The sequence below is a fragment of the Ignavibacteriota bacterium genome (assembly GCA_019637995.1).
Classification (GTDB): Bacteria; Bacteroidota; Ignavibacteria; order Kapaibacteriales; family UBA2268; genus JANJTB01.
Window position 1 is genome coordinate 377,254 of sequence record JAHBUQ010000002.1, and the last position, 16,114, is coordinate 393,367.

Consider the following 16,114-nt stretch of genomic DNA (forward strand, 5'->3'; position numbering starts at 1 on the left):
TTAAAATTTAAATTTTTGCATATATTTATAAATTGATTAATTATTATTACGTCTCTGAATGCAATGATAAAATGTAATTGTAATATGAAGCAAATAATAATATTCCTTTTAGTGTTAAGCACATTCGAAGCAAATTCCAATACAGTCTATTGGGCTGATAAGCTGGTAGGCTATTCATCGCAAACCGGCAATAAAGAATATTCGGCATTTCAGGTTTTGGGCAAACCAAGCATAATGCCGTATCAGGGACTTAGTGCCAGTGCCTGGATGCCAAAATTCCCTACTGACAGAATTGAATGGATACGTGTCAAATTTCCTGAAAAAATATTCGCAGAACAAATTATAATAAATGAAAATTTAAATCCCGGAGCAATTGTAAAAATAATTCTTTACGACTCACTGAATCAAGGTCATCTCGTATTTTCTAATCACCATGTCAGAAATCAGCTTCGTGAAGGCAGACTTAGCAAGTTCAATATTGACAGAACAGCTTTCCGAACCGATGAAATCAAAATTGAAGTTAACGTCATTGAATATTATGATAAATATCAAATTGAAGCAATTGGCATTGCTGATTATCACAGCGATTACGAAATCACAATCAATACTATTGAAGACAGCGTAACTTATGAGAAGGAACGCCTGAGCGACAAAGTAAATAGTCCATATTCGGAACTTGCTCCAATTATTTCTCAGGATGGCAGAACACTTGTTTTTACCCGCGAAGGTCATCCCGGAAATATTGGCGAAAAGAAAAGACAAGATGTATGGATTTCACGCCTTGACAGCACCGGAAATTTTTCAGAAGCCGAAAATCTCGGCGAGCCTGTAAATAATGAAAATGCAAATTTTGCAATTTCTATTTCTACTGATGCAAATTCAATTTTTCTCGGGAATATTTATCTTCCTGATGGCACTTTGAAGGCAGGTTTCTCTGTTTCTAATTTTGATGGATACAGATGGTCATATCCTGATTCTATAATAATAAATGATTACTATAACTTATATCCTAAATCAAGCTTCTGTCTTGCAAATAACAGCAAAATTCTCATTACAGCAATCAAACAAGATGACAGCTATGGAAAAACCGATTTGCATGTCAGTTTCCTCGAAGATGATTCTGTGTGGAGTAAGCCTAAAAATTTAGGCCCTCTAATCAATACTTCAGAAGAAGAACTTTCGCCATACCTCGCAAGTGATAATAAAACCCTTTATTTTTCTACTTCAGGAAGACCTGGATACGGCAACTGCGACATGTATGTCTCCCGCAGACTTGATGATAGCTGGACAAACTGGACCGAGCCGGTAAATCTTGGTCCGCAGATTAATACTTCCGGATGGGATGCTTATTATACTGTAACAAGCGATGGACAGTATGCGTACTTTGTCTCATCACATAATTCTGAAACTGCTGAGGATATCTATCGTGTAAGGCTGCCTCAGTCTGCCAAACCCGATATCGTAGTATTGATTAAGGGAAAAGTATTAAATCAAAAGACCAATCAGCCGCTTTCTGCTGATATTCGTTATGAAATTCTTCCCGATGGAAAAGAAGCCGGAATGGCACGTTCAAACCCACTGACAGGTGAATACAGCATAATACTTCCTGCCGGAAATATCTACGGTTTTTTGGGTAGGTCGAAGGGATTTGCCTCAGTTAATCAAAACATTGACCTAAAAAATATTAAGCAGTATAATGAATTGAGAAGAGATTTATACCTTGTGCCTATAGAAGAAGGACAAATTGTAAGAATAAATAATATTTTCTTTAACTTTGCTGAATCTGAGCTTCTACCTGAGTCATATTCTGAGCTTTATCGTCTTGTTGATTTACTCAATCAAAACCCCGATATGAAAATTCAACTTAATGGACATACTGACAATGTCGGCAAAAGTAATTTCAATAAGACCTTATCGTTAAAGCGTGCTGAAGCTGTTGCTGATTTTCTTCAAGGATATAACATCAGTATGAGTAGAATCAAAATTCAAGGATTCGGTAGCACAAAACCAATTGATAATAATACTACCGATGAAGGCAGAGCTCAAAACCGACGCGTTGAATTTGTCATACTTGAAAAATAATCTACAAACTTCCTGCTTGTGGTGTGATGATTACTTCCTCAATCATAAGCCGGGGATTTAGTGATAACTTTATGTTTTCAAAAATTATTTCAGCAATTTCTTCCGGTAGCATCATTTTGCTGCCATAAGAAGCAGCGAAATCTTTATCCCAAATATCAGTCAGTGTAGCGCCGGGTAGAAAGTCTAAAATTTTGATTCCTTTTCCACGAACTTCCTTTCGAAGTGAACGTGAAAATGAAAGAAGTCCCGCTTTTGTAGCATTATATACGCTGCAATCTGCAAAATTTTCTATTGCTGCTATTGAAGAAATGTTAACAATTATTCCAAATTGATTTTTTAGCATATCTCCTAATAAATTATGAGTAAGTGAAATAGCTGATGATAAATTCAAATTTACCATATTGTAATTACTTTCAGAATTAGAACTTGCAAAATTACAAAAATCAGCCAAACCGGCGTTATTTACAAGCATATTTAATTCATACCGGCTTTTAATTTCATCAATTACAGCTTTTGTCCTGCTAAAATTTGTAATATCGCAACTGATATGAGTAAAATTTTGATGGAATGCCGCAAATTCACTCCGACCTAATGAAAACACTCTCGCACCGGCATTTAACAATGATTTTGCAACGGCAAGCCCAATTCCTTTATTTCCGCCACTTATCACAGCATTAATTTCGTTAAAAGATTTTTTATTCATTTAATTTTGTATTATGACTAACAAGTATTATTTTTAAAAAAATAAATTTACAAAAATCGTGAAGTATGAGTGAAAATATTATTTCAATAGATAGTGTTTTATATGATTTATTCGCAAAGCAACGATTTGGAATTAAGCCCGGGCTTGAGCGAACTCTTGCACTTTGCAATTCGCAGAATAGTCCTCAGAATAAATTTCGAAGTATTCATATAGCCGGAACAAACGGAAAAGGTTCGGTATGCTCGTCAATTGCCGCAATTTTGATGGATGCCGGCTATAAAACAGGGCTTTATACATCACCACATCTGCTTGATTTTAACGAAAGAATCAGAATAAATGACACACTTATCAGCAATAGTGAAATTGTTGAATATTACCACAAACTTAAGGGCACTGCTGAAATAATTGGAGCCACTTTCTTTGAGATTACTACTGTAATGGCATTTATGCATTTTGCTGAGAAAGCTGTTGATATAGCTGTAATAGAAACCGGAATGGGTGGAAGATTTGACTCTACGAATGTAGTATATCCACTTGTATCGGTAATTACGAAAATTGATTTAGACCATCAGGAATATTTAGGAGATACTATTGAAAAAATTGCTAAAGAAAAAGCCGGTATAATCAAACCGGGCATACCCTGCGTACTTGCACGCAATAACGATAGAGTTAATAATGTCGTAAATCGGCATTGTCCGGAAAGCGTATTGATTGAGGCAGACAAATATATTCAAATTAAAAATATCATAAGCAAAAATATTCTTGTATCAAATTTTTCTGTAAAATACCCCGATGGAAAATTACTTGAGACAGACTTTGGTTTAAGCGGAAAGGCGCAGAAAGACAACTTGAAAACCGTGCTTTCGGCAATTGATATTATCAGACAAAATTACAAAATCAATGATTTAAATATTCAAAACGGATTAAAAAATGTAAGGTCGCTAGCAGGATTAAAAGCAAGAATTGATGTACTGTCAAATAGTCCGTTGATAATACTTGACGGGTCTCATAATGACAATAGCATTGAGAATTTATTTAATACTTTGGAGCAGTATTTTCCTGATAAAAAGTGGAATATTATTTGCAATTTTATGGCAGATAAAAATTTTGAAATATTAAATCAATACTTGAAGAAATATGCTTTATCGGTTCATATTCCTGATTTGAAAATACAAAGAGCGATGAAATCTTATGACCTTGCAAATAAATTCAAATCATTTGGAATAAGTAATATCAAAACTTATACTGATGTAAATAATGCATTAACAGCAACCGCTGATTTAGATAACATCCTGATTTTCGGCTCATTCTATCTTGTCGGTGAAGTCCTCGAAAATATAAATATAAATTAACAAATAAAGGGAATAAATTGTGAGCAAAGAAGAAGTATTAAATTGGTTCGAACATAGATATAATCCTGCTAATATCGAAGGAATGGCAAGATTCGGAATTACGACAACTAAAGCATTCGGCGTGACTGCCGGTCAACTCGAAGAGCTCAGAAGGCAAATCAAACGCAATCATCCACTCGCACTCGACCTTTGGGAAACAGGTTTTCATGACGTGAGAATACTCGCTGCATTAATTGCTGACCCCAAGATAATAGAAGAGCAAACAATAGACAAATGGGCTGGAGATTTCGATAATTGGGCAATATGCGATTCGGTAACCGGTAAGCTCTTTCAAAAAACAATGTATGCTTATGACAAAGTTCATGAGTGGCAAAATGATGAAAGACTTTTTGTCAAGCGGGCTTCATTTGCATTAATTGCATGGATTGCGGTTCATCATAAGAAGTTGCCGGACAGCTTTTTCAATCAATATATTGACATCATTATCACACATTCAACTGATGAAAGACATTATATCAAAAAAGCAGTAAACTGGGCACTCAGACAAATAGGTAAGCGCAACAGAAACTTAGCATTAAAAAGTTTGGATATTTGCGATTTACTTAATGAAAAATATTCGAAAAGTAAAGCTGCAAAATGGATTGCATCTGATGCAAGAAGGGAGCTGAAAAGTAAGTACGGAGATTTATAATGTTATCCTGATATCTTAAAAAATACAAAGTATTAAACAAGTCATGCCTATTTTATTGTTCCCTTGATTTTGGAGTTTGATTATTATTCAGTTATAAAAAAAATTGATTAATATTCATAAAATAAGATGTGGAAATTATTGTGAATCAAAAATATTTTTTTAAATTAATATTTTATAATTATATTGCGTTATATTTTTGTACATATTTTTATAATTTTTACTTACTAAAATGAGGTAATTTATGAAACATTTTTTTACTATTTGTCTTTGTTTCTTATTTGTAATTCTGATTGCAAAATCTGAAGAACCAAAATTAATGTGGCATACATCCGACAAAGTTCTTAGTGATATTCTTTACTCTGGAAAAAGTTTTACCGGCGATACTTTGGTTATAGTTGAACAACATTATATCAAACTTATTAATTCATCAAGCTTTGAAATAATGAGCTCTATACCAATTATGTCTTTTAATTATAGTTCTGCTGACCCCTCAAAAACTTTTACCCAACTCACTCTAAACAATATATACCATATAAACTTGCCATACATAATTGTCGGAAATTATCTTTTAAATATTTCCGATAATTCCATTTATGACTATGTTCAAGGTAAATTAATTGACTTTAAGATGAATAATGATGGCAAATCTGCATATTTTGTAACTTCAAGCAAAAACAGTAGCAACCAAGAAGAATCAAAATTATATGTCCTTGATTTCGATTCAAAGTCAACAAATGGAATATTTTCCATTTCACATTTGAACAAGAGCATAGAAAATATACAAAAATTTTCCGCAGATGAGTACATTTTTATTTTTGATGGAAAAATTCATTCCTATACTGATGGCAAATTTAAGTTGCTAACCATAAATGGTTTGGAAGGTGTTATGATAGACAACTTAAAATCGCATAAGTACAGGGATATAATTTACTTTTACAGCAATAACGATACTGCAAAATTATTAAAACTAGACTTAAATAATTTAAAAATCGAGAATATCCCTTCTTTTGACAGTTTTTTCTCTGACAAAGAAAATTATTATTTAGTCAGTACATTTATTGATGATTTAAATCCAAATAGTATCTCATTTAACTATGTAATAAAAGATGATAAATTTAATATCAATTCAATAAATTATCAACAATCAATGATTATTAGTTTAGAAAATGAAGAAATAAACAATATTAATTTATTAGATATAAATCCAAATTACTATCAATATCCAAAAAAATATTCAGTTTAAATAATAACAATGTAGAATATTTGTTTTATGTACAAGACTGGGTGAATAATTACTTTAATGTTGATATAATGAATGTCGATATTAGAAGTAGTCAGGGAACTTTAGTCCAACAATTTAATCTTACGCGATCAAGATTTTTGCATTTTGCTAAGCCTTATTTAGCAACATCAGTTGGTCCATATTTAGACTTTATTGATATTAATACAGGGGATTTGATATATACAAAGACTTATGATAAATCCCTCGATATTTATGGGCAACCTTTAAACATCTCGAAAGTGTATTCAAATGACAGCAAAGATGGTTTCTTGGTGGGTCTTGGTTCTAAAATTATAGACTCTGAAAGTGAAAAGTTTATCGACCATATATTCTCAAAAAGAACTGGAAATATTAGTATTTTACCAAATTCCATTTCTGATGATCAAACTAAATTGCTTTCTCATGGTAGTCTCATAGATACAAAAACATTAAAAGTACTTAAGAAATTTATTGACGGGTATGTATTCTACAATGACTCATTGATTTATTTTACCTCAGGTGAGATAATTTTTGGTAGAGAATATCCAAATATATATAATATCAATAAAGATGAAGTTATTTCATTTGATTTGAATATCTATAAAGCATTTAGCGATTACACAAATTCAAACAATAAACTATTCGCAATTTTCAATGAAGAACAAATTGTAAATATTGATATATCAACTGGAAATTTTAGAGCAATTTCAATATACAAATTTGAGCCGAAGTTAGATGTTATTTTATATGATGTTTCATCAGATAACAAATATGTGGCAATTTTGTATAAAGAACAGAGTTTTAAATTAAGAGTTTATGACGCAGTTTCACAAAAAATTATATATGACGAAACTCTAAGCAAACAAGGAAGTGTAAATCATCTTAAATTTATCAAAAATACAGATGAAATTTTCTTCACGGTGTTAAATCCCGATGAAAAAATCAGCAATATTGCCTATATGAAGGCATCTGATTTGAAATTGAAGTTTAGTAATGATCTGACTCTTAATCATGAATATTATGATCAAGGTAATACTATGGGATTTACAAGTTTTGATTATCATAAAAACAGATTTGTCTATCAGGGTAAACGAGATGAAATCATATTTCTTGATAAAGAGTTCAAAATTTTACACAATGAAACTTTTAAATCAACATCTTTAGATGATAATACTCTTAGTGTTTTTAATTCATCATTTGTCGAGCAAATACATCTTTGGAAAGTAAACTCAACTATTTCTTTATATGCCAGGTCTACGATAAATCCAAGAAGAGCTATACATGCAGATATTTTTTCAACATTCGATCACAACAATAATAAACTAAGTGAATTTTTAATTACAGGATTCACCTATAATATTAGTAAAATAAAACCTTCAATTTATAACATTTTTAGTTTGAGAGATAATGTCGCAATATTTGAGCAATATTATTTAAAGGATGAGATCAAATTAGTTGCAAATATAAGCAATAGTGCTGGTTTGGATCCTAATTATTCGCTATCTGATGATGATTCAAAGTTCCTTGCAACAGATGGTTCTAAGATTTATACTTTTGACTTGGCTAATAAATCAGTAAGCGGTTTATTTGATGCACGGCAATATCACAACAATGATTTCGTATATAACAATTCTTGTGTGATTCAATATGCTAATCCCAAAATAACTCAACCGGGCAATATAATTTATATCAATGATATAGCTTCGGGGAATTTAATCGAACAGAAGGTAATTGAAAAATCAAATATTTATCCGCATAGAATTGTTAAATTTTTAAATATTCCCGGAAGAAATTCTTTTGTTACAGCCCATCAAGACGGCACAATAAGATTTTGGGATAAAGGCACCAATACTCCGAAGCATCTCATAAATACTTATAGTCCGGTGAGTGATATGCTTTTGATTCAGAGCAAATATCTTATTGCCAAAACTACTGATAATCTGCTTGTTGGTATTCAACTCAATGATTTTCAAGGTACATCAGTAGAAGATACTGAGGATAATTCTATAGAATTTTCTATGAAAATCTATCCGAATCCTTCTTCTGAATTTATTGAAATCAAGATTAATTCTGGAGAATTGAGTGATAAAAAACTTAAAGTAATTAACCCATTAGGTATTGATGTAACGAGTATTTGCAACATAAACTCATCAAACAACTTTAAGACTGTTATAAGAGTTGATATTTCAATGCTTCCAAGCGGTGTTTATATTATTCAAATTGGTGAAAAAACTGAAAAATTTGTAAAAATTTAATAATCAAATTAAAATATTTTCTACTGGATGTATCATTTCATTCATATTGACAAAGCCAATTGTCAGACTGAATGAAAAGATGCATCCATTTTTTTAGTTTGTATTTTTATGGATTCAGCCATTTGATTTCAAATATTCAATCTTAAGAATGACCTCGCGGATGCTTTCAAACAAGTTGAATTAATTCGCTCCGGTAAACTCAAAAAACAAAGTAAGGAAGATATTTTTGAATGAGATAAATTAGTCATTTTTTTATATTTTACACATTTTTCCACCCTTTCTTTTATATTAATTATAAATGCCGTATTTATGTATATTTAATAATTTATAACATCAAAATCATAAATTTATTAATAATTACGAAAAATGTATAAAAATAACAAATTACAAAGTTATTCACAAAAAAGTAATTAACGTCTGTACCTTAACGGGCTTTTTCCGTTCATTTCACTTGCTGGTGTGTCTTTCATTGTTGCAACCATCCCAATATCCTGAATTGCTGAAGATATAATTTCTTTGAATAAATCTTTGTTATTATTCATCATATCCATAATTGCGGATTTAATCATTGATTCCGACAGAACATTTTCAGTTAAGTTTTGCATTTCTTTTTCTCAATTAATTTAAAACATAATATAACAACGTAAATTAAAATATTTTCATTTATTGAAATGTAAAATTCTTTTTCCCATCCATTCTTTTATTTTAAACATAAATACCGTATTTTTGTAATATTGATTTAATGATGATTTAACAAAAGGATTTATGATTATGCAAAGATTAACTGCTTTAGTCATTGGAATTTTATTTATTGCTATAGGCGCATTTTCGCAGGAAGCAAGATTATTAAGATACCCTAATACTTCAGAAACTCAGGTTTCATTTATCTATGGTGGTGATGTTTATATTGCACCGATTTCGGGGGGTATTGCACAACGAATCACCACTTCGGAAGGATTGGAACGTTATCCAAGATTCTCTCCCGATGGCAGTAAGCTCGCTTTTACAGCTGAATACGACGGAAATAATGAAATTTACACAATTGATTTGAAAGATAATTTCCTTAATCCAAAACGTATTACTTATTCATTTATGGAAAGTGGTGTTGCTGAACGTCAGGGACCCGATAAATTAATCATGCAATGGACTTCCGACGGCTCGAAAATTCTTTACCGAAGCCGCCATATTGGATGGAATTTAGCAGGGCAACTATTTTTTGTTGGTCAGGATGGAGGACTTCCGGAGCAGTTGCCTGTTCCACGCGGAGGTTTTGCCACTCTCAGTCCGGACGGAAAGAAGATTGCTTATAACCGCATATTTCGCCAGTACCGTACATGGAAACGTTACAGTGGCGGGCAGGCAGATGATATCAGAATTTATGACCTGACAAACGGGCAATCCGAGAATATTAGCAATACGAAGTTTCAGGATATTATTCCAATATGGGCAGGCGATAAGATTTATTATCTATCAGACCGCGATTTTACTATGAACCTTTTCTGCTATGATTTAACTACCAAACAGACCAAGAAAATCACAGAATTTACAGAATTTGATGTTAAATTTCCTTCTCTTGGTGCAAAACATATTGCTTTTGAAAATGGCGGTTATATTTATCTGATGGATTTAGTTTCGCAAAATGTGCAAAAATTAGAAATATTCATCACTAATGATTTTGCTGCTGTGCGTCCATCACCGGAAAAAGTAAGTAGCAGAATTACATCCGGTGATGTTTCTCCTAATGCTCTTCGTGCAGTTTTTTCAGCACGCGGCGATATCTATACCGTGCCAGCAAGCAAAGGTAAAATCGAAAATCTGACAAATGAATCTGGTGTTCATAACCGCAGTGCAGTTTGGTCACCCGATGGAAAATGGATTGCTTACATTAGTGATAAATCCGGCACAGATGAAATATATCTTATGAAACCGGATGGCTCGGACAATATGCAATTAACAAGTAATGGCAAATTTTACCGCTATTCGCTTTTGTGGTCACCGGATAGCAAAAAAATTCTGACTTATGATAATACCCGCAATTTGTATTATATTGATATTGCAACAAAAAAGCAGACGAATGTAGCAAAATCTCAAATCTGGAATATTAGTGATTTCGAGTGGTCACCTGACAGCCGTTGGATTGCTTATGTTGATTATCCTGAATCGCGTTTCGGGCAAATCAATATATATTCTCTTGAAACTGGAAAATCAATCCCCGTTACAAGTGAAATGTACAGCTCATACAACCCGAAATTTACTCCGGGAGGCAGATTTCTGCTATTTGTATCTGATAGGGAATTCAATCCGTCAATGGGAAATTTTGAGTATAATTTTCAATACAGCCACATGGCAAATGTTTATGGTCTGACGCTTCAGGACACAATTATGAATCCATTTGCAGTATTTGAAAATGATGAAGAGTCTCTCGACGAGGAAGAAAAGCAAAAACGCAGCAAGAAAGGCGATGAAGTGCGAGTCGAAATTAATTTCAACAACATAATTGACCGCGTGTTTAAAATGCCGGCTCCTGCGGGATTATACACAAATCTTGTTCCTACAAAGAATCACCGGCTTTATTATATCCGAAATGAAAAGGACAAACCTAAAGCTATGTTCTATTACGATTTTGCAGGTAAAGAAGAAAAAGAAGTTGGCAATGTGGATGGATTCTCAATCAGCAATGATGAAAAGAGCATATTTTTCAGAAGCGGTAGAGATTATTATATTACAAAACTTACCGAAAAAATCAGCACAAAAGAAGGCAAAGAGGGCAAGCTTGACTTAACCCAAATGGAAAAAGTTTTGGATAAACGTGCAGAATGGAAGCAGGTATTTAATGAATCATGGCGACATTTCCGCGATTTCTTCTATGACCCTAATATGCACGGCTATGACTGGGAAGCTATCCGCAAACGTTATGAAACTCTTCTTCCTTATGTTTCGCACAGGAATGATTTGACTTACATAATTGGTGAAATGATTGGCGAACTTGATGCTGGACATGCCTATGTAAGTGGAGGCGACCAACCCAAAGTCAGCCCTGTTCCGATTGGCTTACTCGGTGCTGATTATGATTTTGACAGTAAATCAAATGCTTATAAAATTAAGAAAATTTACAAAGGTATGAATTGGGAGGACGATATACGCTCACCACTCACAGAGCCGGGTCTGAATATCGCTGAAGGAGACTACATAATTGAAATTGATGGGGTGAAACTCGACAAATTTAATACTCCTTCATCTCAATTATTGAATAAAGCCGATAAGTTTGTTAAGGTGAAAATTGGCAAAACTGCAAATGACCCAAATGCAAGAATACTTGATGTCAAAACTGTGAAAAGTGAAAGAACACTCAGATATTACGACTGGGTCGAAACAAACCGCAAAAAAGTTGACTCAGCTACAAATGGAAAAATTGGTTACATTCATGTACCGGATATGATGCCAAACAATGGTCTGAACTGGTTTGTACGATATTTTTATCCGCAGCTCGGCAAAGAGGGCTTAATAATTGACGACCGTTTTAATGGTGGTGGAAATGTATCTCCTCTTATTATTGAACGACTTCGACGCGAGCTTGTAATAGCCAAATATGCACGTAATATGGAAAAAGTTCTGACAAATCCTGATGCGGTTATGACCGGTCCTATGGTCTGTATTATCAATGAGTTTTCAATGTCCGATGGTGATTTGTTCCCTTATCAGTTCAAGGCACTCGGCTTGGGACCTGTTATCGGCAGACGCTCATGGGGTGGTGTTATCGGAATTTACGGCAGTTTACCACTTCTTGATGGAAGCAGTGTAAATCGTCCCGAAGTATCAAATTTCAGTGCTGATGGTAAATGGGTACTTGAAGATGTTGGCATGGTTCCGGATTTAGATGTAGATAATGACCCTTGGCAGGAGTTCCACGGAAATGACCAGCAGCTCAACAAAGCCATAGAAATGGTACTCGAACTGCAAAAAACCGATAAAAAGCCAAAAGTTCCGAGTGTACCGCCATTGCCAAACAAAAAAGAGGAATTTGGAAAATAGATGATTTTTTTGATACATCCGGTGTTTTGGAAACATCGGATGTTTAGCTATTATAGCAATGGAGCTTGCTCCATTGTTTATGGAAATAGATGTCCTGCACTTCGCAAGTGTAGGACATCTTGCTTTTTTAAAAATCTGCGAAATTCCTTAATCCAAATAATCCACGATTCAGGCAAAAATTGGCAGTTGTATGGAAATATTGGTAAAAGTAATAAAAAATATTAGCAACGTCATATACGATTAATTTTGTCGTAATTTTAATCAGAATTTATGAATCTCGAAATTTTAATATCAAATTTAACAAATCCCACATTGTTGTTTTTCATTCTTGGTATTATTGCCAACAGGGTAAAAAGTGATTTACAGATACCTGAATCAACATCAAAGTTTATTTCATTGTATCTTTTATTTGCAATTGGATTTAAAGGTGGGCAAGAGCTTACTCATAGTCCATTATCTTATGAAATTTTAGCGACTTTAATTTTTGGAATTATCATTGCATCAATAATACCACTGTATTCATTTTATATTTTAAAAACGAAATTTTCAATCAGTGATGCAGGTGCCGTAGCCGCATCTTATGGCTCTGTGAGTGCAGTTACATTTGTAGCAGCAGCATCATTTTTAGAAGCTCAATCTATTGATTTTGGTGGGCACATGGTGGCAGTAATGGCACTTATGGAATCTCCGGCAATTATTGTTGGTGTAATTCTTATAATGCTTTATGAAAAAGAAAAAGAAAGCGGTACCGGTATGAAAAAAATTCTTCATCACTCATTTACAAATGCAAGTGTATTGATGCTAATAGGAAGTTTGGTAATCGGATTTGTTTCAGACGCTAAACAAGCCCGCGGAATTGAGCCGTTTACAACTGATATTTTCAAGGGATTTTTAGCAATATTTTTACTTGAAATGGGTATTATCAGCTCACAAAAATTTAACAGTTTTCTAAAATACGGCAGGTTTGCAATATTATTTGGACTATTGATGCCTTTAATCAATGGAATTTCTGTAGCATTTTTAAGTCAGATTGTTACAGAATCAGTTGGCAACAGATTTATGTTCTCCATACTTGCGGCAAGTGCATCTTACATTGCTGTTCCGGCTGCAATGAGAATTGCAGCACCTAAGGCAGATGCCGGGCTTTATATCCCAATGGCACTTGCAGTAACTTTCCCTATGAATATAACTTTAGGAATGCCATTGTATTACTATATCGTGAATTTGTAGTAATTCTTATTAATTTAATTTCAGAATTTAAAACAAATTGTAATGAAGTAATCAGGTTGATGTAATAATTAGCATCTGGCAGAAAAGTATTCAGTTTCAAAATAATACAACCAAGTGTCACACTGAGCGTAGTCGAAATGCGTACAAATCTAACTATATATATTTACCGACACTTACAAGACTGTCATTGGCAGCGAAGTCGAAATGAGTGTTATTTGCTAACAGGTTTCGACTTCGCTCAATGTGACAAAACAAACAATTTGCGAATTTACATGTTGCGATTTAATTCTTGTAACTGCTTTATTTTGCTATGTTGGGTCAGGAGTTCTGAATCTGCTATTCATGCCTCTAATAAAACATCCGATGTTTTGGAAACTTCTGATGTTTATGATAGAATTATAGGGACAGGGCTTGACCTGTCCACCCAAAGAATTGATGTGTCTCATTTGCCGGCAGGAGTGTATTTCATCCGTGTTGGGAATATGGTGGAGAAATTTGTGAAATATTAAAAGTCAAATCCCCCTGAAAACATTGAGTTTTATTACAGGGGGATTTTTGCTGAATTTTTAACTTCACAAGCTACAAAGTGCCGGAATCAACCTAATTCACGTGTTTTTGGCTTGCGTTTGTTAGCATCTAATTCCATCTTTCTGATTCGGATATTTTCAGGTGTAACTTCAATAAGTTCGTCATCAGAGATAAATTCGATAGCCTGATCAAGAGTAAGAATTCTTGGTGGTCTAAGAACAACAGTATTGTCTGAACCGGAAGCTCTCATATTTGTCAGTTTCTTTTCTTTTGTAATATTAATATCCATATCGCCGGATTTATTTCTCTCGCCAACAACCATGCCCATATAAACTTGAGTTCCAACAGGTATAAACAAGTCGCCACGGTCTTCCATACCTTGACAAGCATAAGCTGTGACGCGTCCCGGTCTATCTGCAACCAGAGCGCCTGAAACACGCTGTGGGATGTTCCCTGCCCATTCAGAGTAACCATCAAACAAAGTATTCATAATACCTGCACCTTTTGTATCAGTCAAAAATTGACTTCTGTAGCCGATTAAACCTCTAGCAGGAATTCTGAATTCAAGGTCAACTCTGCCGTGTCCATGATTTATCATATTCTGCATAATTCCTTTACGAATTGAAAGTTTTTCGGTTACAATACCTGTATGTTCTTCAGGAACATCAATAAAAACGTGCTCATAAGGTTCATGGGTTTTTCCGTCAACAGTTTTTGTTATTACATTAGGTTTCGATACCATAAATTCATAACCTTCCCGGCGCATAGTTTCAATTAAGATAGCCATTTGAAGTTCACCTCTGCCTTTTACTTCAAAAGCATCAACGCGGTCAGTAGGTGTAACCTGAATTGACACATTACGAAGAAGTTCCTTTTCAAGTCGGGCTTTAAGGTGACGTGTAGTAAGATACTGTCCTTCAGTTCCTGCAAATGGACTGTTATTGACATAAAATATCATCGAAACAGTTGGTTCGTCAACTTTTATTCTAGGTAGAGGCTTTGGGTTTTCAATTGAAGTGATTGTATCTCCAATTTTTGCATTTTCAACACCTGCAAGAGCAATTATATCTCCGGCTAAAACAGTATCAACAGCCTTTTTCTGTAAGCCTTTGAATGTATAAAGTGCAGAGAATTTCACTTGAGTTCGTTTATCATCCTCACTGCAAAGCAAATAATTTTTATTCATAGAAAGCGAACCATGAGAAAGTCTTCCAATCAAAATCTGACCAACATAGGAGTCGTAATCAAGACTGGTGACCAAAAATTGCGGTACTTCGTCATCTGTTGCAATTGGACCGGGAATAGTGCTGATTATTGTTTCAAAAAGCAGTTCAAGACTGTTTGACTCGTCGCCTATATTTTTGAATGCCTGACCTTCCTTGGCAATAGTATATATAATCGGAAATTCAATTTGGGCGTCATCTGCATCAAGATCAATAAATAAATCATAGATTTCGTTTATAACTTCCTGAATTCTAGCGTCCGGACGATCTACCTTATTTATGACAACAATAACAGGAAGGCTTTTAGCCAGTGCTTTTTTGAGTACAAACCGAGTCTGTGGAAGCGGTCCTTCGCTTGCATCAACAAGAAGTAAGGCACCATCAACAAGATTCAGACTTCTCTCAACTTCACCACCAAAATCTGCGTGACCGGGAGTATCCATTATATTGATTTTGATGCCTTTGTACTCAACGGATGTATTTTTCGCAGATATAGTAATACCGCGCTCTCTTTCCAGATCCATTGAATCCATTACCCGCTCATCAACCTGCTGATTATCGCGGAATGTTCCGCTTTGTCTTAGTAAATGGTCAACTAACGTTGTTTTGCCATGGTCAACGTGTGCGATGATGGCAATGTTTCTGAAATTTTCTTTTCTCATCTTATATAATAACCTAAAAAAATTAAAAATCTAACTTGTAAAATGCTAATACGATATGCAATTTTGGTATATCTTTTCTTGACACGTTTTATAAT

11 protein-coding genes are annotated in these 16,114 nt (G+C 34.0%); 8 read left to right on the forward strand and 3 right to left on the reverse strand.

Going from position 1 to position 16,114, the window contains the following annotated elements; all coding sequences use genetic code 11:
• The first annotated feature begins 84 nt into the window (after window positions 1-84).
• Window positions 85-2,082, forward strand: a complete 1,998-nt coding sequence (locus tag KF896_07700; GenBank protein ID MBX3043585.1) for an OmpA family protein — start codon at window positions 85-87, stop codon at window positions 2,080-2,082.
• A gap of 1 nt (window position 2,083) precedes the next feature.
• Here KF896_07700 and KF896_07705 read toward each other — a convergent pair whose 3' ends face one another.
• Window positions 2,084-2,785: an SDR family oxidoreductase gene (locus tag KF896_07705; GenBank protein ID MBX3043586.1), complete on the reverse strand. Its 702-nt coding sequence runs from the start codon at window positions 2,783-2,785 to the stop codon at window positions 2,084-2,086.
• 65 nt (window positions 2,786-2,850) lie between these two features.
• Between KF896_07705 and KF896_07710 the strand changes: the two genes are divergently transcribed.
• From KF896_07710 to KF896_07725, 4 genes are all read left to right on the forward strand, one after another.
• Complete coding sequence (locus KF896_07710) at window positions 2,851-4,137, forward strand: bifunctional folylpolyglutamate synthase/dihydrofolate synthase (protein ID MBX3043587.1); 1,287 nt, start codon at window positions 2,851-2,853, stop codon at window positions 4,135-4,137.
• Between the two features lie 82 nt (window positions 4,138-4,219).
• Entirely contained in the window at window positions 4,220-4,828 is a 609-nt protein-coding gene (locus tag KF896_07715) for a DNA alkylation repair protein (GenBank protein ID MBX3043588.1), read from the forward strand.
• A gap of 241 nt (window positions 4,829-5,069) precedes the next feature.
• Window positions 5,070-6,071 carry a hypothetical protein gene (locus tag KF896_07720; protein ID MBX3043589.1) on the forward strand — a complete coding sequence of 334 codons (1,002 nt, stop codon included), beginning with the start codon at window positions 5,070-5,072 and terminating at the stop codon, window positions 6,069-6,071.
• 68 nt (window positions 6,072-6,139) lie between these two features.
• Window positions 6,140-8,344 (forward strand): T9SS type A sorting domain-containing protein, encoded by a 2,205-nt coding sequence (locus KF896_07725; protein ID MBX3043590.1) that lies wholly within the window; start codon window positions 6,140-6,142, stop codon window positions 8,342-8,344.
• A gap of 410 nt (window positions 8,345-8,754) precedes the next feature.
• On the opposite strand, the gene KF896_07730 is transcribed toward KF896_07725, so the two are convergent.
• Window positions 8,755-8,949, reverse strand: coding sequence for a hypothetical protein (locus tag KF896_07730; GenBank protein ID MBX3043591.1), 195 nt, complete (start codon window positions 8,947-8,949; stop codon window positions 8,755-8,757).
• Window positions 8,950-9,115: 166 nt separating this feature from the next.
• Here KF896_07730 and KF896_07735 point away from each other — a divergent pair, with 166 nt between their 5' ends.
• The 3 genes from KF896_07735 to KF896_07745 all read left to right on the forward strand — a co-directional run bounded on the left by KF896_07735 (window position 9,116) and on the right by KF896_07745 (window position 14,115).
• Window positions 9,116-12,376 carry a PD40 domain-containing protein gene (locus tag KF896_07735; GenBank protein ID MBX3043592.1) on the forward strand — a complete coding sequence of 1,087 codons (3,261 nt, stop codon included), beginning with the start codon at window positions 9,116-9,118 and terminating at the stop codon, window positions 12,374-12,376.
• A gap of 270 nt (window positions 12,377-12,646) precedes the next feature.
• Entirely contained in the window at window positions 12,647-13,606 is a 960-nt protein-coding gene (locus KF896_07740) for a sodium-dependent bicarbonate transport family permease (GenBank protein ID MBX3043593.1), read from the forward strand.
• Between the two features lie 272 nt (window positions 13,607-13,878).
• The gene (locus tag KF896_07745; GenBank protein ID MBX3043594.1) at window positions 13,879-14,115 is read left to right on the forward strand and encodes a T9SS type A sorting domain-containing protein; all 237 of its coding nucleotides are present in this window, start codon (window positions 13,879-13,881) and stop codon (window positions 14,113-14,115) included.
• A gap of 86 nt (window positions 14,116-14,201) precedes the next feature.
• Here KF896_07745 and typA read toward each other — a convergent pair whose 3' ends face one another.
• The gene (typA, locus tag KF896_07750; protein ID MBX3043595.1) at window positions 14,202-16,019 is read right to left on the reverse strand and encodes a translational GTPase TypA; all 1,818 of its coding nucleotides are present in this window, start codon (window positions 16,017-16,019) and stop codon (window positions 14,202-14,204) included.
• Window positions 16,020-16,114: the final 95 nt, after the last annotated feature.